The following is a 21,416-nucleotide window of genomic DNA, read 5'->3' as shown; positions in this document are numbered from 1 at the left end:
CGCACGGCCGGCACAGGGCGGGTAAGCAGGGGTACGAGTTGTCGGCCGATCCACCCCATGTGACCATTGCCGCCGGACCAAGGAGGCGCACCATGACCGAGCCGAACACGGGCGCGGACCCGGAGTCGAAGCTCGGCGACGGCCGGACGGACTGTGCCGGCGACCACGTCCGGGCCTGTACCGTTCGCGAGGTTCTGGACCGGGTGGGCGGAAAGTGGAGCATCGGCATCATCATCGAGGCGAGCCGGGGACCGATCCGCTTCACCGAACTGGAACGCTCGGTCGAGGGGATCAGCCGACGGATGCTCACCCTCACCCTGCGCAACCTCGAACGCGACGGGCTGCTGGTCCGGACCACCTATCCCACCGTCCCGCCCCGGGTCGAGTACGTCGCGACCGAGATGGCCCGGGAACTCTACGACTCCCTGCTCGTACTGACCGGCTGGGCCGAACGGCACCGGCAGGCGATCGCCGCCGCCCGGGAGGCGTACGACCGCCGGCACGGAATCGCCTGACCTCGGCCGGCGGGGCGGGTCAGCGCTCGTTCGGGTCGATCCGGGCGCGCACCTCGGCGTGCTCGGCCAGCAGGTGCAGCAGGTTGGAGCCGTCGATCAGCTCCAGCGGCTTGCCGGAGGCGAACTCGAACGACTCCGGACCGTAGCCGCTCGTCGTCACCAGGATGCCCTTGGTCGCCCCCTCGCCCAGCACGGTGCCGAAGAGGTCGCGTACCGCCGAGACGTCCATGGTGCCCCGGTCGCGGCGGGCCTGGATCACCACCTTGCCGCCGAAGATCGGCCGGGGGTCGAACGCCACGCAGTCGATCCCGCCGTCCGGCGCGGTCCGGGTCGTCCGGGTCTCCAGCCCCAGCTTGCCGAAGAGGGTCCGGATCAGGTCCTCGAACTCGGTCCGGCTCAGCTTGTGCAGGTTGGGTCGCTGGTCGAGGTCGGCCAGCACGTCCACCTCGTCGACGAAGCGCTTGTCGACCACGTCGAACTCCAACACCGGATGCACCGGCACCAGATCCTCGGGCCGGGGCGACAGGGTGGCCCGCAGGTGTCGCAGGCAGGCGGCCGGATCGACCTTCGCCAGGTTGATCGCGGTGAAGGCGTCCCGGCTGGTCCGCAGCGTCACCAGGCAGGGCCGGACCGCCTGCCCGGTGCCGGGGTGGGTGGTCTCGACGATGCCGTTGAAGACGATCGTCTCCACCAGCCGGGTACGGTCGGCCTCGAAAAGCTCGTGCACGGTACGCAGCGCCACCTGGGTGATCACGTCGGCGTAGCGCCGCCGGATCTCGTCCGCCGAGCGGGCCACGGTCTGCACCTCGTCGCCGGCCTTGACGTAGCGGTATTCCCGGACCTTCGGCACCACCGCCACGGTCGGCAGCAGGTATTCCACCACGATCAGCCGGGAGTCCGGTACGTAGGCGAGCCGGTAGCGCTGCGGGAAGTCCTCCGGATAGACCGAGTTGCCGAGCACCAGCCCGAAGTACTTCACCACGGCGTTCGGCTCGGCGGCGGCCAGCGCGGCGCCGAACTTCTCGATCTCGGCGTTGTGGCTGGCGACCTGGGCGTCGAGCTGCTGGCAGTGCTGGTCGTACTTGCGCCGGGCCTGGGCGAGTCGCTGCTGCCGGGCCGTCTCGCCGGCCGTGTGCTTGGCCTTGGCCTTCTCGAACGCCTGCTCCGCCTCGGTCAGCAACTGCTGGTAGCGGGCCTCGCCGCCGAACATCTTGCCGAGCGCGTTCGGCGGGGGCGGCGCGAACCGCCGCCAGTCCGGCGCCCGCAGCGGCACGTCCAGCTCACCCGGCTTGAACTCCGGATAGCTGGCCTGCTTCTTCAGCCGTTCGAGGTCGATGTGGTCGTCGATGGCCAGGGTGGTCTGGAGCAGGTTGTCCAGCTCGTCCAGCTGGGACTGGAGGTTGGCGTTGGCGGCCTTGACCCGGGCCGTCCTGGCCTCCACGTAGAGCCGTCGGCGCTCCCGCTCGTCGGCCTCCGCCGCCCGCTCGGCGGCCCGGCGGGCGTGCTCGGCCTCCCAGAGCATCTGCTGGTGCTGCTGGTACGGGGTGGTCGATGCCCGTTGCCGCGCGTGCACCTGTTGTGCGTGCGCCCGCTGCATCTGCCCCATGATGCCCATGTACGTCCCCGATCAGCGTCCAGCACCGTTCACCCCTGGTGACCGGTGGCGTTCCGTGCCCCGAGCTGACGCCCCTCTCCCGGCGTGCCGTCGACCGCCATCGCTTCGATGCACATTTTCGTCCCAAGGCGACGGGCGCGTCCAGCGGGGACCTCAGGGTAGCCTGCGGGACGAACCGCCGGACCGGCCCCAGAACGCCCCTGGTGACGGCGGGGGTGGCCGAGCCACCGGCCGGGTCGGGCGGTGCTAGGGTGCCCCGGGTGACCGACGCAGATGTGCACCTCGCCGCCCAGCCGCGCCTCGACACCGTCGTGACGGAGTTCTCCACCGACGCGCGGCGGCTGCGCAGCGACTACGCCGGGATGGCCTGGATCGGGGACCGGCCGGATGCCGAGAGCGGCCAGTTGGGTCCCGACTACCGGCAGCGGAGCGTGGACTCGCAGCTCTTCCTCCCCGACACCCACTGGTACGACGTGGACGGGCTCGACGACGTCGAGGTGCAGGTCACGGCGGGTCTGCTCCAGGTGGCCGGTACCGCGTTGCGGACCCAGGGGCTGGTCGGGGCCATCGCCGAGCCGGTGGTCGAGTTCTTCGAGCACCCCGAGGGGCTCCCGGGGGTGGGGCTCTGCCTCGGCCTGCGCGGTCAGATCTTCTCCAACCTCGGCGTCTCCTACCGGGTGACCGTGCTCTGTGCCCCCGAAGCCGTGCTCCGGCGCGGCGAGACCGCCCAGCCCGAGGAGCAGGCCGAGGAGACCGGCACCGCCTGATCCACCCGTCCCGCCCTGCCCGCCCGGGCAGGGCGGGACGGCCGGCTCACTCGCGAAGCCGCCAGGCCCGTCCGCCGCTCGCCGTCCGCTCGCCCGAGGACGTCTCCGAAGCCGTACCCGAGGATGTTTCCGAAGCCGCCGGGTCGGCGGACGTGTCGGGCGACCCCGGTTCCGTCGCCCCGGAGGCGCCGTCCGGCCCCGCCGGGGCGGCGTCCGTCCGGTCGGCGGCGGCGTTCCCGGGGCGGGGCCGGCGCAGGTACAGCCAGGCGGCGACGGTCAGCCCGAGGACCAGTCCGACGATCAAACCGGTGGTGAGCGAGCCGGAATCCGGGTCCGCCTCCTCCGCCGCCGCGCTGCCGTCCGGCGGCGCCGCCGCCCCGGGCGCCGCCGCGTCGGTCGGGCCGGTCGCGGCGGCCGGCGGCGCCAGGGTCAGCACCGGCGCCGGGAAGTCCGGCTGCGGCACCTCGGCCGAGGGCGGCTGGTTCCAGTTCGTCACGTGGCCGTCCGAGTACGTCTGCGTCACCGCGAAGGTCATCTGGTCGGTCTGCGGCATCGGGCCGAGCGACACCACCAACTCGGCCGGGCCACCGCCCGCCGCCGGGGCGCCGGCCCGGGTCCAGACGATGCTGGCGACCACCTCGGTGACCTGGCCGTGGTGGATCCCGCCGAGCGTCTGGTCGACCTTGCGCATCGTCATCCGGGGCGCCCACTGCGGGTCCGACATCGGGTACGTCTCCGCGACCGGAGCCGACTCCGGCATCGACAACTCGATCTTGGTGGTGTACGCCGGTGCCCGGTCCTCGGTGACCCGGAAGGTCAGCTTCGCCGCCCCGCCCTGTACGGCCTGCCCCGGCGTCACGGTCACGTCGGCGGTCGCGGCACCGGCGCCGAGGGTGGTACCCGCGACGGCGGCGGCGACCAGGGCGACGACCCAGCACCTTGCCCTGTGGCGCACAGCAGAAGTCCCTTCGTCCGGCCGATACTCCGTGTAGTTCGGCTCCCGAGCGAAAAAGGTTCAACCAACGGGCGGGTATGTTACGCCGGCCGCTCGGGATGCCTTCGCCACCGGTTAAGGGCTATCCTCCGGAAGGCCCGACTTTCATCTGATAGTTGGCGGTCGGCCCGGATCCTGGGTGGAGCTGCGACGTTATGAAGAACATGCATCGACGCGTACGCCCTCTTGTCGTCGCGGCCGCCTCGCTGGCCGCGATCCTCCTCGGTACCTCCTGCGGGGCCGATCCGGACGCCGGCCCGCCGCCAGCGGCCCAGCCCAGCGCCACCGGCACGCACGGCGGGTCACACGGCACAGTCGACATTCCACCGGCCGCACCGCTGCGCTCCGGCGAGCGGTTCGTCACGCTGAACCTGGCGCAGCCGTACCGGCCGGCCGCGCCGAACGGCGGCACCGACGAATACCGGTGCTTCCTGGTCGACCCGGGCCTCACCGAGGCCGCGTTCCTGACCGGCAGCCAGTTCCTGCCGCAGAACGGCGCCATGGTGCACCACGCCATCCTCTTCCGGCTCGACCCGGCGCAGGTGGCGTCGGCCCGCACCCTCGACGCGGAAACCCCGGGCGACGGCTGGACCTGCTTCGGCGACGCCGGGATCGGCGCGGCGGCCTGGGTGGCGCACTGGGCGCCGGGCGCCAACGAGACACTGCTCGCACCGGGCCTCGGCTATCCGATGCCGCCGGGCAGCCAGCTCGTGATGCAGGTGCACTACAACCTGATCGACGTACGGGCCGCTGGCGACGACACCGACCGCTCCGGCGTCCGACTACGCCTCGTCGGCGGCCCGGAGGAGGTAGAGCCGCTGGTCACCGAGCTGCTGACCGCTCCGGTCGAGCTGCCCTGCGCCGCCGACGAACGCGGCGAGCTGTGCCAGCGCGAGGCCGCGCTGCGGGACGTACGGCAGCGGTTCGGGGCGGAGGCGGGCGAGCAGGCGGAGCGGCTCAACGAGTACTGCAACCGGGGCCGAGCCCCGGCCGCCGGCAGCACGCAGCACTGTGACCACCAGGTCGACCGGGCCGGCCTGGCACACGCGGTCGCCGGTCACATGCACCTGCTCGGCAGGGCGATCAAGGTGGAGCTGAACCCCGGCAGCCCGGGGGCGCGGACCCTGCTCGACATCCCGAACTACGACTTCGACCAGCAGGCCGTCCGACCGCTGCCGCAACCGGTCGCGGTGCAGCCCGGCGACGTCCTCCGGGTCACCTGCCGGCACGACGTGACGCTCCGGCAGCGGCTGCCCCAACTGCGCAACCTGCCGCCCCGCTACGTCGTCTGGGCCGAGGGCACCAGCGACGAGATGTGTCTCGGCATCGTCATCATGTCCCGACCCGACTGACCCGCCCACGGTCCCGCCGGACGGTCGTGCTCCGGCGGGACCGGTCGTGCTCGGCGGCGGGCGGTCGGGGCGTAGTCAGGCCATCGCGACGTCGAGGGCGGCCGACCGGACGTCCGGCACCGGATGGCGACGCAGCCGGTGCAGCAGCTCCTGCCACGGCCGGCTCCAGCCGTACCGGCCGCCGGCCCGGGCCAGGGCCAGCGCGAAGAGCGCACCGGCCGGGTCGGTCCGGCCGGCGAGCCGGTCCGCCGCGTCGAGCAGCACGGCATCGGACGGGACGCCGGTACCGGCGGCCACCCGCTCGCCGAGCCGGGTGGCGAGCCGGTCCGCCAGCACCGGCCGGTCGGCGAGCAGCCCGGCCAGCGCGGCGAGGTCCGCGACCAGTTCGTCGGGTACGGCGGTCTCCAGCCGGACGAGCTGCGCGAAGAGCCGCCCGGCCGCCGGTACGAACTCCGGCTCCGTCGCGAGTAGCCGGGCGGCGGCCACGACCGGCTCCCGATCCCGCTCGGGTCCGGCCGTGCCGGCCCAGTCGACCGCGGTCGCCACCAGCTCCTCGATCCGGCGCCGGGCCGGCCGGTCGACGGCCGGGCCGCCCGGATCGCCGTCGGCGCCGTCCAACCTGACCAGCGCCGCCAGCGCGGCGACCAGCGGACCCCGGTGCGCCGTTCCCTCCGCCGCCGACGGATCGACCGGTCCGGCACCCGGCTGCGCCGTGCCGTCCGCCGTCGGCGGGTCGACCGGTCCGGCACCCGGCTGCGCCGTGCCGTCCGCCGTCGGCGGCTCGACCGGTCCGGGACCCGGGTCTGCCGGGCCGGCGGCGGTCGGCACGTCGAGCATCCGGCCGAGGGCGGTGACCACGGTCGGCCAGATCTGCTCGCTGTGCAGGTCGGAGACGGCCGCGACGACCACCGGGACGAGGTCGCCGGCCCAGGGCGCCCAGTCCGGCAGTACCGCCCAGGCCGCCCTCGCCACCGTCCGGTCCGGATGCCCGCAGGCACGTACCACCAGTGCGGCGTACCTGCGGCGGTCGGTCGCGGCGGTCGCCTCGGCCTGCTGCGCCAGTACGGCGAGCAGGTCCTCCCGGCTCCCGTCGGCGGCCTGCTCGACGATCTGCCAGCACGTCGGCTGGTCCAGCCGGAGCCGGGCGGCGGAGACGATCGCGGCCCGGACGTCGCGGTGCTGGCCCTCCTGCCGCCAGGCGTCCCAGAGTGGTCGCATCGACTCCGGCCCGCCGAACCGGGCCAGCAACCGGAGCGCCTCCTTGCGGCTGGTCACCTTGCCGCGCCCGGTCGCGATCTCCCCGAGTACGCCCGGCAGCAGCGACGGTGCGACGAACCGTGCCGCCCGGCCGGCGGCGTAGGTGGCGACCCGGGCCCGGTCGCCGTCGGCGTGGCCGAGCAGGATCGGCAGCGCCTCGGCGGGCCGGTCGGTCCAGGGCAGTGCCCCGAGCGCCGCCTCGGCGAGGTTGACGTTCGGCGAGTCGACCCAGCGGGTGACGAACGGCAGGCCGTGTTCGGGTAGCTGGGCGGCGGCGGAGATCGCCTGCGCACGGGTCTGCACCGGAGTGCCGGCGTCGGCGGCGACCCGTTCCAGCAGCTCCGCCAGGGCGCGCTGCTGACGTGGCAGCCAGCGGCCGGCGTACCGGGCCGACGGGGGTGTCCAGCGGGTGCCGGCGCTGAGGAACTTCCCGGCCGGTACCGGGCCGGGCAGCACCAGGTCGAGCAGGTCGGTGCGGCTGGTGGCGACGATCTGCCACACCTCGTTGATCCGTACCGTCGACGGGTCGACCCGGAGCACCTCGGCGACCCGTTCCGACCGGGTCGGTGGGTCGTCGAGCCAGAGCCGGACCGCCTCCCGGAACTCGTTCGAGACCACCTCCGGGTCGATCGCCCGGCGCAGCAACCGTTGCAGTTCCGGTATGTGCCGGGCACGCCGGCCCAGCATCCGGGCCACCGCGGCGACCGGCTGGTGACTGCCGCGCTCGATGGCGCGGTCCAGCCAGGGCCGTACCGTCGCGAAGAAGTCGTGTTCCTGCCCCCGGCGCAGGCCGCTGTCGAGCTGGCCGAGCCACGGCAGCCGCCGGTCGTCGAAGAGCCGCTCGAAGGTCCGCAGCGACCACCGCACCAGCGCCGACCGGTCCGGGTGGTGCCGCAGCACCGCCACCGCCAACTGGCTCAGCGCGCCGCGACTCGCCCCCGACGCGTCCCGGGCCTCGGTGGTGTCCCGCGCGATCCGGTCCAGCGTCGCGGGCGAGGCGGAGCTGAGCAGTCGGGGCATCGCGGCGAGTGCCAGCAGGGCGCGGCTGCGGACCGGATCCTGCTCGTTGCGGAGCCGGAGCAGCCGGTCGACGGCGTCGGCGACGGCCGCCGGGTCGGCGCTGCGCGCGGCGGCGGCCAGCAGCAGTTCGTAGCCGGTGGCCCGGTCGTCGGCGTCGGCCCGCCGCAGCGCCGCCGACAGCGCCGGCTCCGCCTCCGGCCAGGGCAGGTACGCCGTGTACCGCAGCGTCCGGGCCTCGTCCTCGGCGATCTTCGGCAGCGCCAGGATGCGCCGCACCTCGCGGTGCCGCCAGGCGTGCGGCAGTACCGTCAGCACCTGGTCGGAGACGAGCAGCTGAGCCCGGTCCAGCGGTGCCGTCGCGGCGTCGTAGAGGGTTCCCCGGTGCCGGGGCGGCAGCGCGGCGAGCAGGTCGGCGAACCGGGTGTCGTCGTCCCGGAGCCGCTCGGCGAGGGGTACCAGTTCGGTCGGGTCGCGCCGGCCGAGCCGGTCGAGCAGGGCGGTCGGCAGCCGGGTGTGCCGGAGCCATCCGGCCCGGGCGGGATCGGTGAGCAGCCGGAGCACCCGGGCCGGGTCGGCGGCGGCCAGCACGCCGTAGCTGGCGAGGTCGCCGGGGAGCCGGCGGGTCGGGGCGTACCGGTCGAGCAGGTCGAGGATCCGCCCCGGCGCGCGGTCGGCACAGCGGAGCAGGTGGTGGCCGCGACGCATCCACCAGCGTTCCCGGGCCGGCGCGTCGAGCCCGGCCAGTACCTGCTCGGCGTAGTCGAGCGTGATCTCCCGGTGCCGGCGGAGCAGCCCGGACCAGTTGTCGATCGCGTGGTCGAGTTCGGGCAGCAGCCGCCGCACCGTCTCCGCCCCGCAGCCGGGCAGCAGCCGGGCCGCCTCCGCGTCGCCGTAGCGTCCGCGGACCACGTCGAGCAACGCCTCGGCCCGGTCACTGTGGGTCGACCGGGCGAGCGTCCGGCAGACCAGCCGGCGGGTCTGGGCCGACGCGTCGGCCACCAGCGCGACCAGGTCGTCGGTGTCGAACCGATCGGCCCGGAGCGCGGCCCGCAGCGCGGTGCCCCGGATCGTCGGGTCGGCGTCGGCGAGCGCGGCGGCGATGCCGGCCTCGTCGCGGCCGATCAGCGCCATTGTCAGCGCCAGGTGGCGCTGGTACCGGTCGCCGCCGCGCAACTGGGCCTGTACGTCGGCGAGGGTTCCGTCGCCGGCCAGCGCCCGTACGGCCGGGGCGAGCCGACGGAGCCGTTGCGGGTACGGCAGGGGATCCAGTTCGCGGAGCAGCCGCTCGGTGGGGGTGGTCGACACGGTGACCCATTCTGCCGAGCCACCCGGCCCGGCCGCGCCCGCATTTCCGTCCCGCGCCCGCGTTTCCGTCCCGCGCCCGGGTTTCCGCCCCGCGCCCGGGTTTCCACTCTCGGGCCGACCCGCTTCGGCGGCCACGGCGACCCGGACCGGCGACGCGCGGCCGGCGGCGGGTTCCTAGCATGGTGGGGACCTGCCGCCGGACGGGCGGTGTAGCCAGGCGGCGAGCGGATGTTACGGACCAAGGGACAGATGGCAGAGACTGGTAGCGGCGGACAGCCGTCGACGCGATCCACCCGGCTTCCCGCCGAACCGGCGGCCACCGGCGCAACGATCGAGCGGGCGGGTCGGATCGTCCGGCCCGACCAGCGGCTCGGCCAGCTCGTGCCACGCCGTCCCGAGGGCGTCACCGGCGGCCAGTGGAACGCGGCCAGCCGGGCGCTCTTCGACTTCGTGGTCTCCGATCCGGACGGTGCGGCGGCGTCGTTCGCGGTCGAGCTGGTCGACACCAGCGTGCAGACCCCGCAGACGCACCGGGACGACCGGATGAAGCACGCCGTCTGCGACGCGGTCGGCCTGGAACTGCTCCGGATCGAGTCGGCGACGTTGCAGCCGCGCACGCACGGCCGGCGGATCGTTGAGTACGTCATCGACGCCCGCGCCTTCCAGGCCGCCACCGGCGACCCGGCCGAGTACGCCGCACTCGCCCCGGACGCGCCGCGCAGCTACCGCGACATCGTCGGTCGGTTGCCGGACGGCAGCAGCGGGCACGTCAACGACCTCGGGGCGGCCGCCCGGTCGGCGGCGGTGGAGGCGTACGTCAACCGGGAGCTGGTCGACCCGATCCTGCGCAGCCTGCACCTGGACTGGAAGGACGGCCCGGCCGAGGGTTGGGCGTGGCTCCAGGTGCGACCGGGGGCGTACCTCTTTGAACGGGTCCGGGTCTGGCAGCAGCGCTTCAGCTGCGGGATCGAGCCGGGCCGGCTCGCCGAGGACCTCGCCACGATGGCGGTGGGGGAGCGGCTCCGGCTGCGCGAGACCGTCGAGTTGCCGTTGACCGGCCGGGACCGGCTGACCGGCGAACTCGACGGGTTGCGCCGCCGTCGGGACGAGTTGCTCAACCCGTATGCCTTCGAGCACGTCTCGTTCGACTAGCGGGTGGCCGTCGGGCCGGGTCCGCGCCGACACGGATCCGGCCCGACGGCTGGTCGCCGCCGCAGCGGTCAGGTGGTGGCGGTGCAGCTCAGGGTCGGTACCGGGTTGCTGCCGGTCTGCGACCCGAGGAACCCGAAGGTGGTGCTGGCACCGGCGGCGAGACTGCCGTTGTAGTCGGTGTTCCGGGCGGTGACGGCCGATCCGCTGCTGGTGACCGTGGCGCCCCACGAGTTGCTGACCTGTTGCCCGTTGGCGAAGGTCCAGGTCACCGTCCAGCCCCGGATCGCGGCGCTGCCGGCGGTGACCCGTACGTCGGCCTGGAAACCACCGGACCAGGTGCCGGTGACGGCGTACGCCGCCGTGCAGCTACCCGTGCCGCCGGCCGGCGGGGTACGGGTCGGCGTGGTGGTCGGCGGCGGGGTGGTGCGGGTCGGCGTCGGCGTGGGGGTACGGGTCGGCGTCGCCGTCGGCTGCGGGTTGCTGCCGCCGAAGTTGACGTCGCTGCACCAGTAGTAGTTCTGGTCGGCGTGGCTGGCCTTCCAGATCACGAAGACGATGTGCCGGCCGGACCGTCCCGGCGCGCTCACCGGCATCGTGATGGAGACGCCGTTCAGCACGGAGTCACCGGTCTCCCGGGTGCCCTCGCCGGGGGCGTACCGGCCGGTTTCCCGGACCAGTTCGAGGTCGCCCCAGCCCAACCGCTGGGTGAGCGGGTTGAACCCCTGTCGGGTGACGTAGATCCGGAAGTAGTCGGCGCCGTGCAGCGCCTGGTCGTGCACGGTGACGTTGAAGCTGCTGCCGACGTTGGTGGCCTGCCAGTTGCCCGGGTTGTCCAGTGCGGCGTACCGGATGCCGCCGGTCTCACCGGCGCTGCACAGTTGGCCGCTCGGCACGGCGGCCTGGTGGTTGCCGTTCACGCCCTCCCGGTAGAGCCCGTTCCAGTTCCACATGGCGCTCGGGTCGGCCTGCCAGGCCTGCCAGCACATCGGGTCCTGGGTGGCCATCGCCGGGTTCTGGAAGTCGTTGCCCCAGCGCTTCCAGCAGCCGTAGTTGCGGGAGGCCGGGTTGATCGTCGAGCCGTGCGCGTCCGCGGTCTGCTGGGAGATCGCGAGGGCGGCGGCGAGGAGGACGACCGCGCTCGCCGCGACCGCGAGGATCCGCAGGACCATCGGGACGCGGCGTCGGGCCGGATTGAGGGGTTGGGCGAGCGAAGACATGGGATCCCCCAGACGTCGATTGCACGGGCGAGTACCCGGGAGGCTGCCCGGCGCTCCCGTACTGTCCGCCCGGCTCCGGTGGCGGTCCCTGGACAGAGATTCACATCGCTGGATGGTGCTTGTCAATAGTTTGGGGTCTCAACAAATAGGCGTGTGCCGAGCCCGGCCGGACCCGGCAGCCGACGGCCGGCAGCGGCGGCCGACGGCCGTACCATCGCGCGGAGGCGTGGTGATCGGGGAGGCGGGATGGAGACGGGGTCGACCGGCGCGGTCCGGCCGCAGAGTGGCCGGGGCGACGCCCTGGCGCGGATCGCGGCAAAGGTCGAACTGTTGCGGCGGGTCGAGGCCGAACACGGCTTCGGTGTGGTCATCGAGGAGTCGACCGCCGCGCTGGAGCCCATCCCGGAGCTGCCGGACGGTCTGGTGGAGGTGTTCAGCCTCTTCCGCCGGCTGGAGGGGAGCTACTTCCGGTTCGTCCGGCCGCCCGAGATCGACAGCGCCGCCGCCTGGGCGGGCCGGGAGTTGTGTGCCACCGACGACCTGCTGGGCTATCCGCTGACCATCGGCTACGAGATCCGGGAAATCCCCGTCGACCTGGTCGCCGAGCGGAACCTCGGCCCGCCGATCCGGCTGGACGTCGAGACCGGCAGCGTCTATTTCATCGACACCGACGAGTATCTCTACCACGTCAAGGGCATGCCGGGGGAGATCGAGGTCGAGGAGTTCGCGCCGGACGTCGTCACCTTCTTCGACGAGTGCGTGCTCGGCGCCGGGTACCCGGAGTTCGTCCGGGACATGTGCGGTCCGGCCGCCCTCGACCACCGGGTGCGCAAGGGCCGGTTCAGGGGGCAGTACACCGACACCTGGCGGCGACTCCTGACAGCGGCCGGGCTGGCCCGCTGAGCCGTGCTCAGCCGCGCGGCTGGCCGCGCCGCCGGGCGGTGCGCTGGCGTACCTCGTCGAGGTGTTCGTTCATCGCGTCGACCTGGGCCGCGAGCGCCGGATGGTCGGAGCGGAGGTGTCGCCGGGTGTCGGCGAGCGGCCGGACCAGCGCGTTCGGGTCGGTGCCGCCGAGGGCGTCGTGCAGCCGGTCCAGGCTGGGCCGGGCCGCGGAGCCGAGATCGGTCAGCGCGGTGATCTGCCCGGCGAGCTGGCGCAGGTCGGCACCGTTGTCCCGGGCCCAGCGGGCGGCCGCGCGGTCGCCGGCCCGGCGGTCGCGCTCGGCGCGTACCCGATCGTCCCGGGTCTGCGGCGCGGCGTCGTCCTCGGCCGGGCGCAGTCGCAGGTAGCGGCGCTCGGCGGCCTGCCGGCTCGCCACCCCGAGGGCCGGTGCCAGCTCGGCCCAACTGGCACCGCGTTGCCGGGCGGCGGCGATGAGTCGGGGCTCCCAGGACTCGAGGTCGGCGCGGAGTTGCCGGAGCAGGACGAGGGCCGTGAGGACCTGGTCGAGCGCCACCTCGGCGCCGTCCTGCTCGCCCGCCGTCGCCACCGTCCCGGCGCGAGCCGCCGGCCGCTCGACCCCCCGGCGCGGGCTGGGGGTGGTCGGGTCGCCGAGCCGGGTGGTGACCGCCAGCACCCGGTCGAACGCCGCGCCGGTCGGCGTCGCCGGTGCGCCGGCTCCGGTTGACCGTGCCCGCTCGGCCCGCCCCTGCTGATCCATCCGTTCCCGCTCTCGACCTCGTGTCATCGCTGAGATGACGATTTCACTTGTCATCGTTCCGACGACATGATACAACCGAGGTGTCGCGCATTGACAGCACTGTTGCCAGCACTAGGAGGTGGATCCGATGTTGATGCGCACCGACACCTTCCGCGAACTCGACCGGTTCGCGCAGCAGGCCCTCGGCACCCTGAGTTCGGGCACCTGGTCCCGGCCGACGGCCATTCCGATGGACTCCTACCGCAACGACGACGAGTTCGTCGTCGCGTTCGACCTACCCGGGGTCGCCCCGGACGCGATCGAGATCAACGTAGAGCGCAACCTGCTGACCGTCCGCGCCGAACGCCGGCCGCCGGCCCTCGGCGAAGGCGCCCGGGTCCAGGTCTCCGAACGACCGCTCGGGGTCTTCTCCCGGCAGCTCTTCCTCGGCGACGGCCTGGACACCGACCGGATCGAGGCGAGCCACGAGAACGGTGTGCTGGCCGTGCGGATCCCGGTGAAGGAGCAGGCGAAGCCCCGTCGGGTGGCGATCACCTCCGGCGGATCACGACAGAAGGTCATCAGCGCCTGACAGACAGAGCCGGACGCTCCGGCGGTTCGCCGGACTTCCGGTGTCGTCGGTGGTGGGGGGTGACGGAAATGCACAGCGGCGTACGGCACGAGCACTCGACGACCCGGTCGGTCAACGAGGCATTCGTCGAGCTGGTTCAGCGGGACGACGAACTCATGCGGGCAGAGTTCGAGGCGCTCATCGACGCGTGCTGGAACCAGCCGCCACCCCCGCCGCCGGCCCGACCACAGCCGGGGCCACGACCTCCACTGTGGCCCGTCGAACCACCCGACGGCGTGCGGTTCGTCGCCGTCGAGGCTGGCCCCACCGCCAACCGATGGCGCAGGCAGCGCGGTCCTCCGGGCAACCGGACGGGCCCAGCGACAGACTGAGGCAGGTGATGACCCGACCGCATCTCTCGTCATCTCTCGTCGATTTCTCTCCCACGGGTGCGGCGGACGGCAAACCCGGTGGCGCGACGACGGTCCCAGACACCGCGCCAGGCGCGTAGGCGTACGGCCGCGCCGGCACCCGAGCACCACTATCGGCCCGGTCCACCCCAGGTGGGCCGGGCCGATGCGGTCGTCCGGCCCCTCCCCGGGAGCCGTCGCGGGATAGGGTGGGGGCGTGCGCCTGGTGCTGATGGCGGACACCCACGTGCCGAAGCGCGCCCGGGACCTTCCGTCGCAACTCTGGACGGCGGTCGACGAGGCGGATGTGGTCATCCACGCCGGAGACTGGGTGCACGAACCGCTGCTCGACGTGTTGGAGTCCCGCGCCGCCCGGCTGGTCGGGGTGTACGGCAACAACGACGGCCCGGAACTGCGGGCCAGGTTGCCGGAGATCGCCCGCGTCGAACTGGCCGGCCTGCGGGTCGCGGTGGTGCACGAGACCGGCCCGGCCGCCGGGCGGGAGCGGCGCTGCGCCGACCGGTTCCCCGACTGCGACCTGTTGGTCTTCGGCCACTCCCACATCCCGTGGGACACCGAGGCGCCGGGCGGGTTGCGGCTGCTCAATCCCGGCTCGCCGACCGACCGGCGCCGCCAGCCGTACGCCACCTACCTGACCGCAGAGATATCGGACGGCCGGCTCGACGAGGTCGTACTGCACCGCCTGCCGCGCCGGACCTGACCCGGAGGAGACCTGACCATGCGTACCGAGCTGATCCGGTACGCGCGGCAGGTGCTCGGCTCGGCACAGCTGGTCGCCGACCGGTCCTGGGGGCACGGGGTGGCGCGCGTGCTGGAAACGCGGGACGGCGACGGGGCCACCTGGTTCGTGAAGGGGCACGCCGACCCGGAGCGCTACCGGCGGGAGCTGGCGGCGTACCGGCGCTGGGTGCCGGGGCTCGGCGGGCAGGCACCGAGGCTGCGGGCGTACGACGACGACCGGTGCGCACTGCTGCTCTCGGCGGTACCCGGCGAGGCGGGCCTGGCACACGTCACCGATCCGGAGGTGCAGCGCGCGGCGGGGGTACTGCTGCGCCGGCTGCACGGAACCGAGGCGCTGCCGCCCTGGCCCGACCTGGCCGCCGGCAAGCTCGACGAGTTGGATCGGCTCTCGGTCCGGGCGAGCCGGCTGCTCGAACCCCGGGAACTCGACTTCGTCCGGGCCGGACTGCGCGACCTATCCGGCATTGCGGCACCGGCCCGGGTACCGTGCCATCTCGACTACGGTCCGCGAAACTGGCTGGTCACCGGCGCCGACCGGCACGGCGCCGAACGGCGGGTGCACGTGATCGACTTCGAGTGGGCCGGACCGGAGGTCTGGGCCAACGACCTGAACCGGCTCTACTTCGGCCCGTGGCGGGGCCGGCCGGACCTCGCCGACGCATTCCTGGCCGGCTACGGGCGTACCCTCGACGACGCCGACCGGGCGATCCTGCACGCCTGCGCGGCGCTGACCGCCGTCTTCATCGTGGTCTGGGCCCAGCGGCGCGGCGAGCCGGGTTTCGCCGAGGCGTGGCGGCAGAACCTGCGCCGGTTGATGGACGGTTGGCGGTGAAGGGGCAGCCGCGCAGGGTGACCGGCCGATCGGCCCCGAGCGTTCCGATCACCGGCCTGCCAGACTGTGGGAATGCATGACTTCGACGTGCTGGTGGTGGGTTCGGGACCGGGCGGCCAGAAGGCCGCGATCGCGGCGGCCAAGCTCGGCCGCCGGGTGGCGGTGGTGGAACGGCAGCACATGGTCGGCGGGGTGTGCATCAACACCGGGACGGTCCCGTCGAAGACGCTGCGCGAGGCGGTGCTCTATCTGACCGGACTGAGCCAGCGGGAGGTCTACGGCCAGAGCTACCGGCTCAAGGACGACATCACCGTCGCCGACCTGACGGCGCGGACCCAGCATGTCATCGGCCGGGAGATCGACGTGGTGCGCAGCCAGTTGACGCGCAACCGGGTACGGCTGATCACCGGGACGGCCCGGTTCGCCGACCCGCACACGGTCACCGTGACCGACCCGGTCGGGCGCGAGTCGAAGGTCACCGCCGAGAAGATCATCATCGCCGTGGGTACCCGACCGGCCCGACCGGCCAGTGTGGACTTCGACGAACGTACGATCATCGACTCGGACGGCATCATCAACCTGGAACGGGTGCCGAACTCGATGGTCGTGGTCGGTGCCGGGGTGATCGGCATCGAGTACGCCTCGATGTTCGCCGCGCTGGGCAGCAAGGTCACGGTGGTGGAGCGGCGCGACCACATGCTCGAGTTCTGCGACCTGGAGATCGTCGAGGCGCTGAAATACCACCTCCGGGACCGGGCGGTGACGCTGCGGTTCAGCGAGGCGGTGGCGGCGGTGGAGCGGCACGCCCGGGGCGCCATCGCGGTGCTGGAGAGCGGCAAGCGGATCGCCGCCGACACCGTGATGTACTCCGCCGGCCGGCAGGGCCTCGGCAGCGAACTCGACCTGGAGAACGCCGGACTCGCCGCCGACGCGCGGGGCCGGATCGAGGTCGACGCGGAGTTCCGGACGGCGGTGCCGCACATCTACGCGGTCGGGGACGTGATCGGCTTTCCCGCCCTCGCCTCCACCTCGATGGAGCAGGGCCGCCTTGCCGCGCACCACGCCTGTGACGAGCCGGTCCGGGCGCTGCCGGAGGTGCAGCCGATCGGCATCTACACCATTCCGGAGATCAGCTTCATCGGCCGGACCGAGGACGAACTCACCCGGGACAAGGTGCCGTTCGAGGTGGGCATCTCCCGCTATCGGGAACTGGCCCGGGGTGCGATCAGCGGCGACTCGTACGGGATGTTGAAGCTGCTCGTCGCCCCGGAGACCGGTCGGCTGCTCGGGGTGCACATCTTCGGCACCGGGGCCACCGAACTCGTGCACATCGGGCAGGCCGTGATGGGCTGTCAGGGCACCGTCGACTACCTGGTCGACGCGGTCTTCAACTATCCGACGCTGGCCGAGGCGTACAAGGTCGCCGCGCTGGACGCGATGAACAAGATGCGGCACCTCGCCCGACTGCGTGACTAGCTCCACCCGGGCACGAAACGTCGGTCGCGTCGCAGCGACAGGACCGGACCTGCGAACTCAGCTTGACCCTCACGTCGCGTGAGGGTGGACGGTGTAACGCATGAGCGATTTCTTCGACGCATTCGAGATGAGCCCGCTGTCCGAGCGGGGGCCGAAGGCGGTCGCGCCCGAGGTGTTTCGCGGCATCTACGCGATGCCGGTGTTCGTGACGATTCCGACCTCCGACCTGGCGGCGTCGACGGACTTCTGGGTACGCGGTTTCGGATTCATCGAGCTGTTCAGCATTCCCGGCCAGGTGGTCCACCTGCGCCGATGGGCATTCCAGGATGTCCTGCTCGTCCCGGCGGCGGCGGGCGCCGAACGAACCGAGGCGCCGGCAATGAGCGTGAGCTTCGCCTGCGTACTGGACGAAATCGATCCGATCGTGGCGGCGTGTACGGAACTTGCGCCCGGCAGCGTCACCGGACCGCGTGATACGCCGTGGACGACCCGGGACGTCGAAGTCGTCACCCCTGAACGGGCCCGGGTCGTGTTCACCGCCCCCAAGGAATTCGACCCTGACAGCCAGGAGGCGCGTGATCTCGCGTCGGTCGGGATCGTCGCCCCAGGATCGGCGGACGAAGGTCACCGTGGCGAACATGGTTAGTCGCGAGGCCGGTGTCACGGTGGGCGCGGCCGCCGAGCTGGTGGGGGTGACCGTCCGCACGCTGCATCACTGGGACGAGATCGGCTTGGCGTCGCCGTCCGTACGCACCACCGCGGGCTATCGCCAGTACACCGAGGCAGACCTGCAACGTCTGCACCGGATCGTCGCCTACCGGGAGGCCGGGCTCGGGCTGGACGCGGTGCGTGAGGTGCTCGACGACGCGACCGCGGAGATCGGCGCCACCCTGCGCGAGCAGCGTGCCCAGCTCGCGGAGCGGATCCATGACCTGCAACAGCTCGACGACCGTCTGGAACGGATGATCCAGGCGCACGAGCGCGGCATCCTCTTGAGCGACGAGGCGCAGTCGGAGACGTTCGGCGCGGAATGGGACGCGCGCCGGTCCCGGGGGGCCCGCGCCGTGTGGGGAGACTCCCCGCAGTGGGCGCAGTTCGCCGAGCGCTCTGCTTCCCGCACCCGGGAGCAGTGGCAGGCACTCTCCGCGGCGATGACCGCCTTGCAGCGCGATCTGGGCGACGCCCTCGACCGGTGTGTCATCCCGGGCAGCCCGGAGGCGAACGCGCTCGTCGAGCGCCACCGCGAGATCTTCTCCAACTTCTTCCCGCTCACCCGCCAGATGCAGGTGTGTCTCGGCCGGATGTTCGAGTCCGACCCGGGCTTCGCCACCTACTACGACGGGATTCGGGCCGGGCTGGCCTCCTGGTTCCGGCAGATCATCGACGAGTCCGCTCGGGCACACGGGATCGACCCCGACACCGCCACCTGGCGGTAACCGGTAACCACGTCGTTCCCCGGTGCCCGGCGCCGGGCCTTCCAGCAGGCTGCACCACGGCCGACGCGGCGGTTGCCGACCCTGTCGGCAAGTACTCTCTGTCCACGATCCGTCACTTCGGTGTCGTGTCCCGGCTGGCGCCCGTCCGGTTGAACCGGGTGACGAGCACTGGCCGGAGCGGATCGGGGAGGCGCGACGATGATGATCCGACGATGGTATGGCGCGGTGGTCTCCGTGGTCGCCCTCCTGGCCGCCGGGGCGGGCACGGCCCGGATCGCGTACGGCAACGCCGACCGCAACGACGACGACCCGGAACGCTGGGGCGTCGTACGGGAACGGCTGACCGGCTACCAGGAGGACCCGTTGGTGATCTCGACCAGCGGCAGGGGCGGGTTCCGCTTCGCGGTCGACGAGGAGGGCCAGGAATTGACCTACCGGCTCGGGTACGAGTCGTTGGAGGGGACCGTCACCCAGGCGCACATCCACGTCGGCGGCCGGGCCCAGAGCGGCGGAATCAGCGCCTTCCTCTGCACCAACCTCGGCAACGGGCCGGCGGGCACCCAGCCCTGCCCACCGGCACCGGCCACGGTCAGCGGGACGATCCGACCGGCCGACGTGATCGGCCCGACCGCACAGGGGATCGAGGCGGGACAGTTCGCCGAGCTGGTCGCGGCGGTACGGGCCGGTGCCGCGTACGTCAACGTGCACAGCTCGCGCTATCCCGGCGGCGAGATCCGGGCGCAGCTCTGGCGTCACCGGCACTGACCGGGCAACCCGTCCGCCATCCGCCCGAGCATCACTCCAGCCCGGTGATCCGGCGCAGCTCCTCGTCGGTCGGGACCACTGTGGGTCGGAGAGCCTGCACCGCTGGCGGCAGGTAGTCGTCCCGGACGGCCTGCAACCAGCACGTCGCGACCTGGATGCGGGTGCAGTCCGGCAGGGCGCAGGGTCGGCAGCCGTCGACGCCGTACGGCCAGTGGTTGGTGAGTATCTGCCGGGCGACCGTGGTCACCAGCCTCTTCCCGTCGTCACCGGGCGGCGGGAGGTGATCGGTGACGACGACCCAGAGTGCCCATTCGGCGGTCGGGCACCAGCGGGCCCGGCACTCGGCACAGCCGCGCCCCTCGGCGTGGTCGGTGATGATCCGGTGTGCCCAACTGATCGCCGGTCCCGGCGTGCTCTCCGGCAGCATGCTCACCGAACCCGGTCCAGGGCCGCGCGGACGTCCCCGGCCGTCACGCTGGCCGGCAGAGTGCCGCCGAGCAGCACCCGGACCGCGTGCTCCCGGCGGTGGACCTCGGTCGCCCAGGACCAGAGCGGGCAGCCGTCCGGCCCGCACCGGCCGCACTCCCGCAGCGCGTGCGTACCGAGCACGAGGCGGGCGAACGCGCACTCGACCGGGACCGGCCACTCCACCGTCAGCCAGCGCCGTACCATCCGGATCACCGTCCCGTCACCTCGATCTGGACGCCGATCGTGCCGGCGAGGTCGGCCCGCGCCTGGCGGCGGCGGACGATCCGAAGCATCCGCATGCAGCCGCCCCTCGGCGCACACTCCGCGCACCGGTGCCCGGCGAGGTGCTGGGCCACGATCTGCTCGTCGCTCTGCTGCTGCCTTTGCTGGATCATGGTGGACCTCCTGCCCGCCACGGCGTCCCGGATCGCAGATCACGGAGCGCCGATCACCTTGATCGGCTGGCGCCGGCCGGGCCTACCCACGGGGAGCCTCGGCCCGACCGGCCAGGGGTACCGTCGCCGGCTGCGTACGCCCGACCGGCACCCCCACCCGCAGCGTCGCCCGATTGGCACGGTGAGATCCAGCTCTTCGGCGTCCGCCGCATGTCCGGTGCCGTGCGCGGTGATCCGGACGAACCCGTCAGCAGGTGCTGAGCGCCTCGCGGTACTCGATCGTCCACTCGGCATCGCGCTGATCGTCCGGCAGGCCGTCCAGCCCGGCACGCAGGTTCTCTGCGGCGGCGGCCCGGTCGCCGAGCGCCAGGTACGTCAGTCCGAGACCCATCCGGGAGAATGTCGGCGTCAGCCAGTAGGCGGCTGCCGGCGCGCTCGCGGACTCGGCCGCCTCGGTGAGGTCGCTCGCTTCGCCGAGCAGACGCCTGGCCGCGCCTCGGTCGCCGAGCAGCGCGTACCCGTGGGCTGCCTGTACCGCGTCGCCGACCCGTTGCAGCACCGTCGAGCCCGGGGTGTGGTACGCGGCCAGGAAGTGCCGAACGATGCCGCGCGGGTTGCCCCGCTGGCGTTCCAGGTAGCCCCGGAAGTTCTCCACCTGCGCCGCGAGCGGGCCGCTGTCGACGGCGTCGGCCTGGTCGGCCGCCTCGGTCAACACCCGCGTCGCCTCGCTGTCGTTGCGGCCCTCGGCGTAGAGCCAGCCGATGAACTGGGTCCATTCGGCGATGACCTCGTGCAGTTCGGCCGCGTGCGGCCCCCGGGCCTGTTCGGCGAGGCTCTGCACGGTGCGCCACTGCGGCACGGACCACGGCAGCATGGCCGGTGCCTGCAACACGTCGTCAAGGCGGCGCTGCGCGGCCAACGTCTCGGCCAGCATGTGCACGGTGGCAGCATCCAGCCGGGAGGGCTGCGCGATCACGTACGCGATCCGTTGGTCGTCGTCCGGGGTGGTCACGGCCGGTGCCTCGACGACCAGCGCGGCGAGCGTCCCGCCTGCTTGCAGGACGTCGTCCAGACGTCGGGCGGCTTCGACGGTCGGCCGGCACCTCGACGTCTCAAGGTCGTGCAGGTGGCTCTTGCCGTAGTAGGCGCGGCGGGCCAGGTCCCGCAGGGACATACCGCGGGCGGTCCGCAGCTCCCGCAGGCGTGCCGGGAATCGCGGGTCGACGATGGGCGGGTGCGGCATGGCGTACCCCCAGGTTACGGCTGGGCTGGTGGCGGTCGGGACCGCGACTGGCGAACCGCCGCTTCGGACGGTACACCCGCCGTCGACCCGGATCACTGACGTCGAACGGCGATCCACCCGACCTCGATCCGGCGGAAGTGCGCCCTCGACCACGATGCTCTTGACGGAACGTTGCCCCCTGGTTAATGTCCGGTAACTTTGTGACCCGCGCCACAACCGAGAACC

General features: G+C 72.8%; 21 protein-coding genes. 12 read left to right on the top strand and 9 right to left on the bottom strand.

Going from position 1 to position 21,416, the window contains the following annotated elements; translation table 11 throughout:
- Positions 1-92 precede the first annotated feature (92 nt).
- A complete protein-coding gene (locus C6W10_RS01470) occupies positions 93-515 on the top strand; it encodes a helix-turn-helix domain-containing protein (RefSeq protein WP_107255996.1) in 423 nt (140 codons plus the stop codon).
- Positions 516-534: 19 nt separating this feature from the next.
- Here C6W10_RS01470 and C6W10_RS39420 read toward each other — a convergent pair whose 3' ends face one another.
- Entirely contained in the window at positions 535-2,112 is a 1,578-nt protein-coding gene (locus tag C6W10_RS39420; RefSeq protein ID WP_159104412.1) for a restriction endonuclease, read from the bottom strand.
- A gap of 278 nt (positions 2,113-2,390) precedes the next feature.
- Here C6W10_RS39420 and C6W10_RS01460 point away from each other — a divergent pair, with 278 nt between their 5' ends.
- Positions 2,391-2,897, top strand: a complete 507-nt coding sequence (locus tag C6W10_RS01460) for a hypothetical protein (RefSeq protein WP_159079181.1) — start codon at positions 2,391-2,393, stop codon at positions 2,895-2,897.
- Positions 2,898-2,943: 46 nt separating this feature from the next.
- Here the strand turns inward: C6W10_RS01460 and C6W10_RS01455 are convergent, their stop codons facing one another.
- Positions 2,944-3,852, bottom strand: a complete 909-nt coding sequence (locus tag C6W10_RS01455; protein ID WP_107255993.1) for a YcnI family protein — start codon at positions 3,850-3,852, stop codon at positions 2,944-2,946.
- 194 nt (positions 3,853-4,046) lie between these two features.
- Here C6W10_RS01455 and C6W10_RS01450 point away from each other — a divergent pair, with 194 nt between their 5' ends.
- Positions 4,047-5,243, top strand: coding sequence for a monooxygenase (locus C6W10_RS01450; RefSeq protein WP_234361561.1), 1,197 nt, complete (start codon positions 4,047-4,049; stop codon positions 5,241-5,243).
- Between the two features lie 75 nt (positions 5,244-5,318).
- Here the strand turns inward: C6W10_RS01450 and C6W10_RS01445 are convergent, their stop codons facing one another.
- Positions 5,319-8,825, bottom strand: a complete 3,507-nt coding sequence (locus C6W10_RS01445; RefSeq protein WP_107255992.1) for a PT domain-containing protein — start codon at positions 8,823-8,825, stop codon at positions 5,319-5,321.
- A 249-nt stretch (positions 8,826-9,074) separates the two neighbouring features.
- Between C6W10_RS01445 and C6W10_RS01440 the strand changes: the two genes are divergently transcribed.
- Positions 9,075-9,977 carry a DUF2726 domain-containing protein gene (locus C6W10_RS01440; protein ID WP_107255991.1) on the top strand — a complete coding sequence of 301 codons (903 nt, stop codon included), beginning with the start codon at positions 9,075-9,077 and terminating at the stop codon, positions 9,975-9,977.
- A gap of 68 nt (positions 9,978-10,045) precedes the next feature.
- Here C6W10_RS01440 and C6W10_RS01435 read toward each other — a convergent pair whose 3' ends face one another.
- Complete coding sequence (locus C6W10_RS01435; protein ID WP_107255990.1) at positions 10,046-11,146, bottom strand: lytic polysaccharide monooxygenase; 1,101 nt, start codon at positions 11,144-11,146, stop codon at positions 10,046-10,048.
- 294 nt (positions 11,147-11,440) lie between these two features.
- Here C6W10_RS01435 and C6W10_RS01430 point away from each other — a divergent pair, with 294 nt between their 5' ends.
- Positions 11,441-12,097: a hypothetical protein gene (locus C6W10_RS01430; RefSeq protein WP_107255989.1), complete on the top strand. Its 657-nt coding sequence runs from the start codon at positions 11,441-11,443 to the stop codon at positions 12,095-12,097.
- 7 nt (positions 12,098-12,104) lie between these two features.
- Here C6W10_RS01430 and C6W10_RS01425 read toward each other — a convergent pair whose 3' ends face one another.
- A complete protein-coding gene (locus C6W10_RS01425; protein ID WP_159104411.1) occupies positions 12,105-12,881 on the bottom strand; it encodes an HSP18 transcriptional regulator in 777 nt (258 codons plus the stop codon).
- Between the two features lie 100 nt (positions 12,882-12,981).
- Here C6W10_RS01425 and C6W10_RS01420 point away from each other — a divergent pair, with 100 nt between their 5' ends.
- The 7 genes from C6W10_RS01420 (at position 12,982) to C6W10_RS01390 (ending at position 19,085) form a co-directional block, all read left to right on the top strand.
- Entirely contained in the window at positions 12,982-13,425 is a 444-nt protein-coding gene (locus C6W10_RS01420) for an Hsp20/alpha crystallin family protein (RefSeq protein WP_107263564.1), read from the top strand.
- A gap of 606 nt (positions 13,426-14,031) precedes the next feature.
- Positions 14,032-14,535, top strand: coding sequence for a metallophosphoesterase (locus C6W10_RS01415; protein WP_107255987.1), 504 nt, complete (start codon positions 14,032-14,034; stop codon positions 14,533-14,535).
- An 18-nt stretch (positions 14,536-14,553) separates the two neighbouring features.
- Entirely contained in the window at positions 14,554-15,408 is an 855-nt protein-coding gene (locus tag C6W10_RS01410) for an aminoglycoside phosphotransferase family protein (protein WP_107255986.1), read from the top strand.
- Between the two features lie 72 nt (positions 15,409-15,480).
- Positions 15,481-16,884: a Si-specific NAD(P)(+) transhydrogenase gene (gene sthA, locus C6W10_RS01405; protein ID WP_107255985.1), complete on the top strand. Its 1,404-nt coding sequence runs from the start codon at positions 15,481-15,483 to the stop codon at positions 16,882-16,884.
- A gap of 100 nt (positions 16,885-16,984) precedes the next feature.
- The gene (locus C6W10_RS01400; protein WP_107255984.1) at positions 16,985-17,530 is read left to right on the top strand and encodes a glycosyltransferase; all 546 of its coding nucleotides are present in this window, start codon (positions 16,985-16,987) and stop codon (positions 17,528-17,530) included.
- The gene (locus C6W10_RS01395) at positions 17,523-18,320 is read left to right on the top strand and encodes a MerR family transcriptional regulator (protein WP_107255983.1); all 798 of its coding nucleotides are present in this window, start codon (positions 17,523-17,525) and stop codon (positions 18,318-18,320) included. The genes C6W10_RS01400 and C6W10_RS01395 overlap by 8 nt, the downstream gene beginning before the upstream one ends.
- A gap of 198 nt (positions 18,321-18,518) precedes the next feature.
- The gene (locus C6W10_RS01390; protein WP_107255982.1) at positions 18,519-19,085 is read left to right on the top strand and encodes a CHRD domain-containing protein; all 567 of its coding nucleotides are present in this window, start codon (positions 18,519-18,521) and stop codon (positions 19,083-19,085) included.
- Positions 19,086-19,116: 31 nt separating this feature from the next.
- Here the strand turns inward: C6W10_RS01390 and C6W10_RS01385 are convergent, their stop codons facing one another.
- From C6W10_RS01385 to C6W10_RS01370, 4 genes are all read right to left on the bottom strand, one after another.
- Positions 19,117-19,518 carry a hypothetical protein gene (locus tag C6W10_RS01385; protein ID WP_159104410.1) on the bottom strand — a complete coding sequence of 134 codons (402 nt, stop codon included), beginning with the start codon at positions 19,516-19,518 and terminating at the stop codon, positions 19,117-19,119.
- Positions 19,515-19,766, bottom strand: coding sequence for a hypothetical protein (locus tag C6W10_RS01380; RefSeq protein ID WP_107255980.1), 252 nt, complete (start codon positions 19,764-19,766; stop codon positions 19,515-19,517). Before C6W10_RS01380 ends, C6W10_RS01385 begins: the two co-directional genes overlap by 4 nt.
- Positions 19,763-19,948: a hypothetical protein gene (locus C6W10_RS01375; protein ID WP_159104409.1), complete on the bottom strand. Its 186-nt coding sequence runs from the start codon at positions 19,946-19,948 to the stop codon at positions 19,763-19,765. The genes C6W10_RS01380 and C6W10_RS01375 overlap by 4 nt, the downstream gene beginning before the upstream one ends.
- A 247-nt stretch (positions 19,949-20,195) precedes the next feature.
- A complete protein-coding gene (locus C6W10_RS01370; RefSeq protein ID WP_107255978.1) occupies positions 20,196-21,191 on the bottom strand; it encodes a helix-turn-helix transcriptional regulator in 996 nt (331 codons plus the stop codon).
- Between the last annotated feature and the right edge of the window lie 225 nt (positions 21,192-21,416).

Origin of the sequence: Plantactinospora sp. BB1, from assembly GCF_003030385.1 — a bacterium.
Classification (GTDB): Bacteria; Actinomycetota; Actinomycetes; order Mycobacteriales; family Micromonosporaceae; genus Plantactinospora.
The sequence above is the reverse complement of the archived record's forward strand: the minus strand, read 5'-3'. Positions and strand labels throughout refer to the sequence as shown.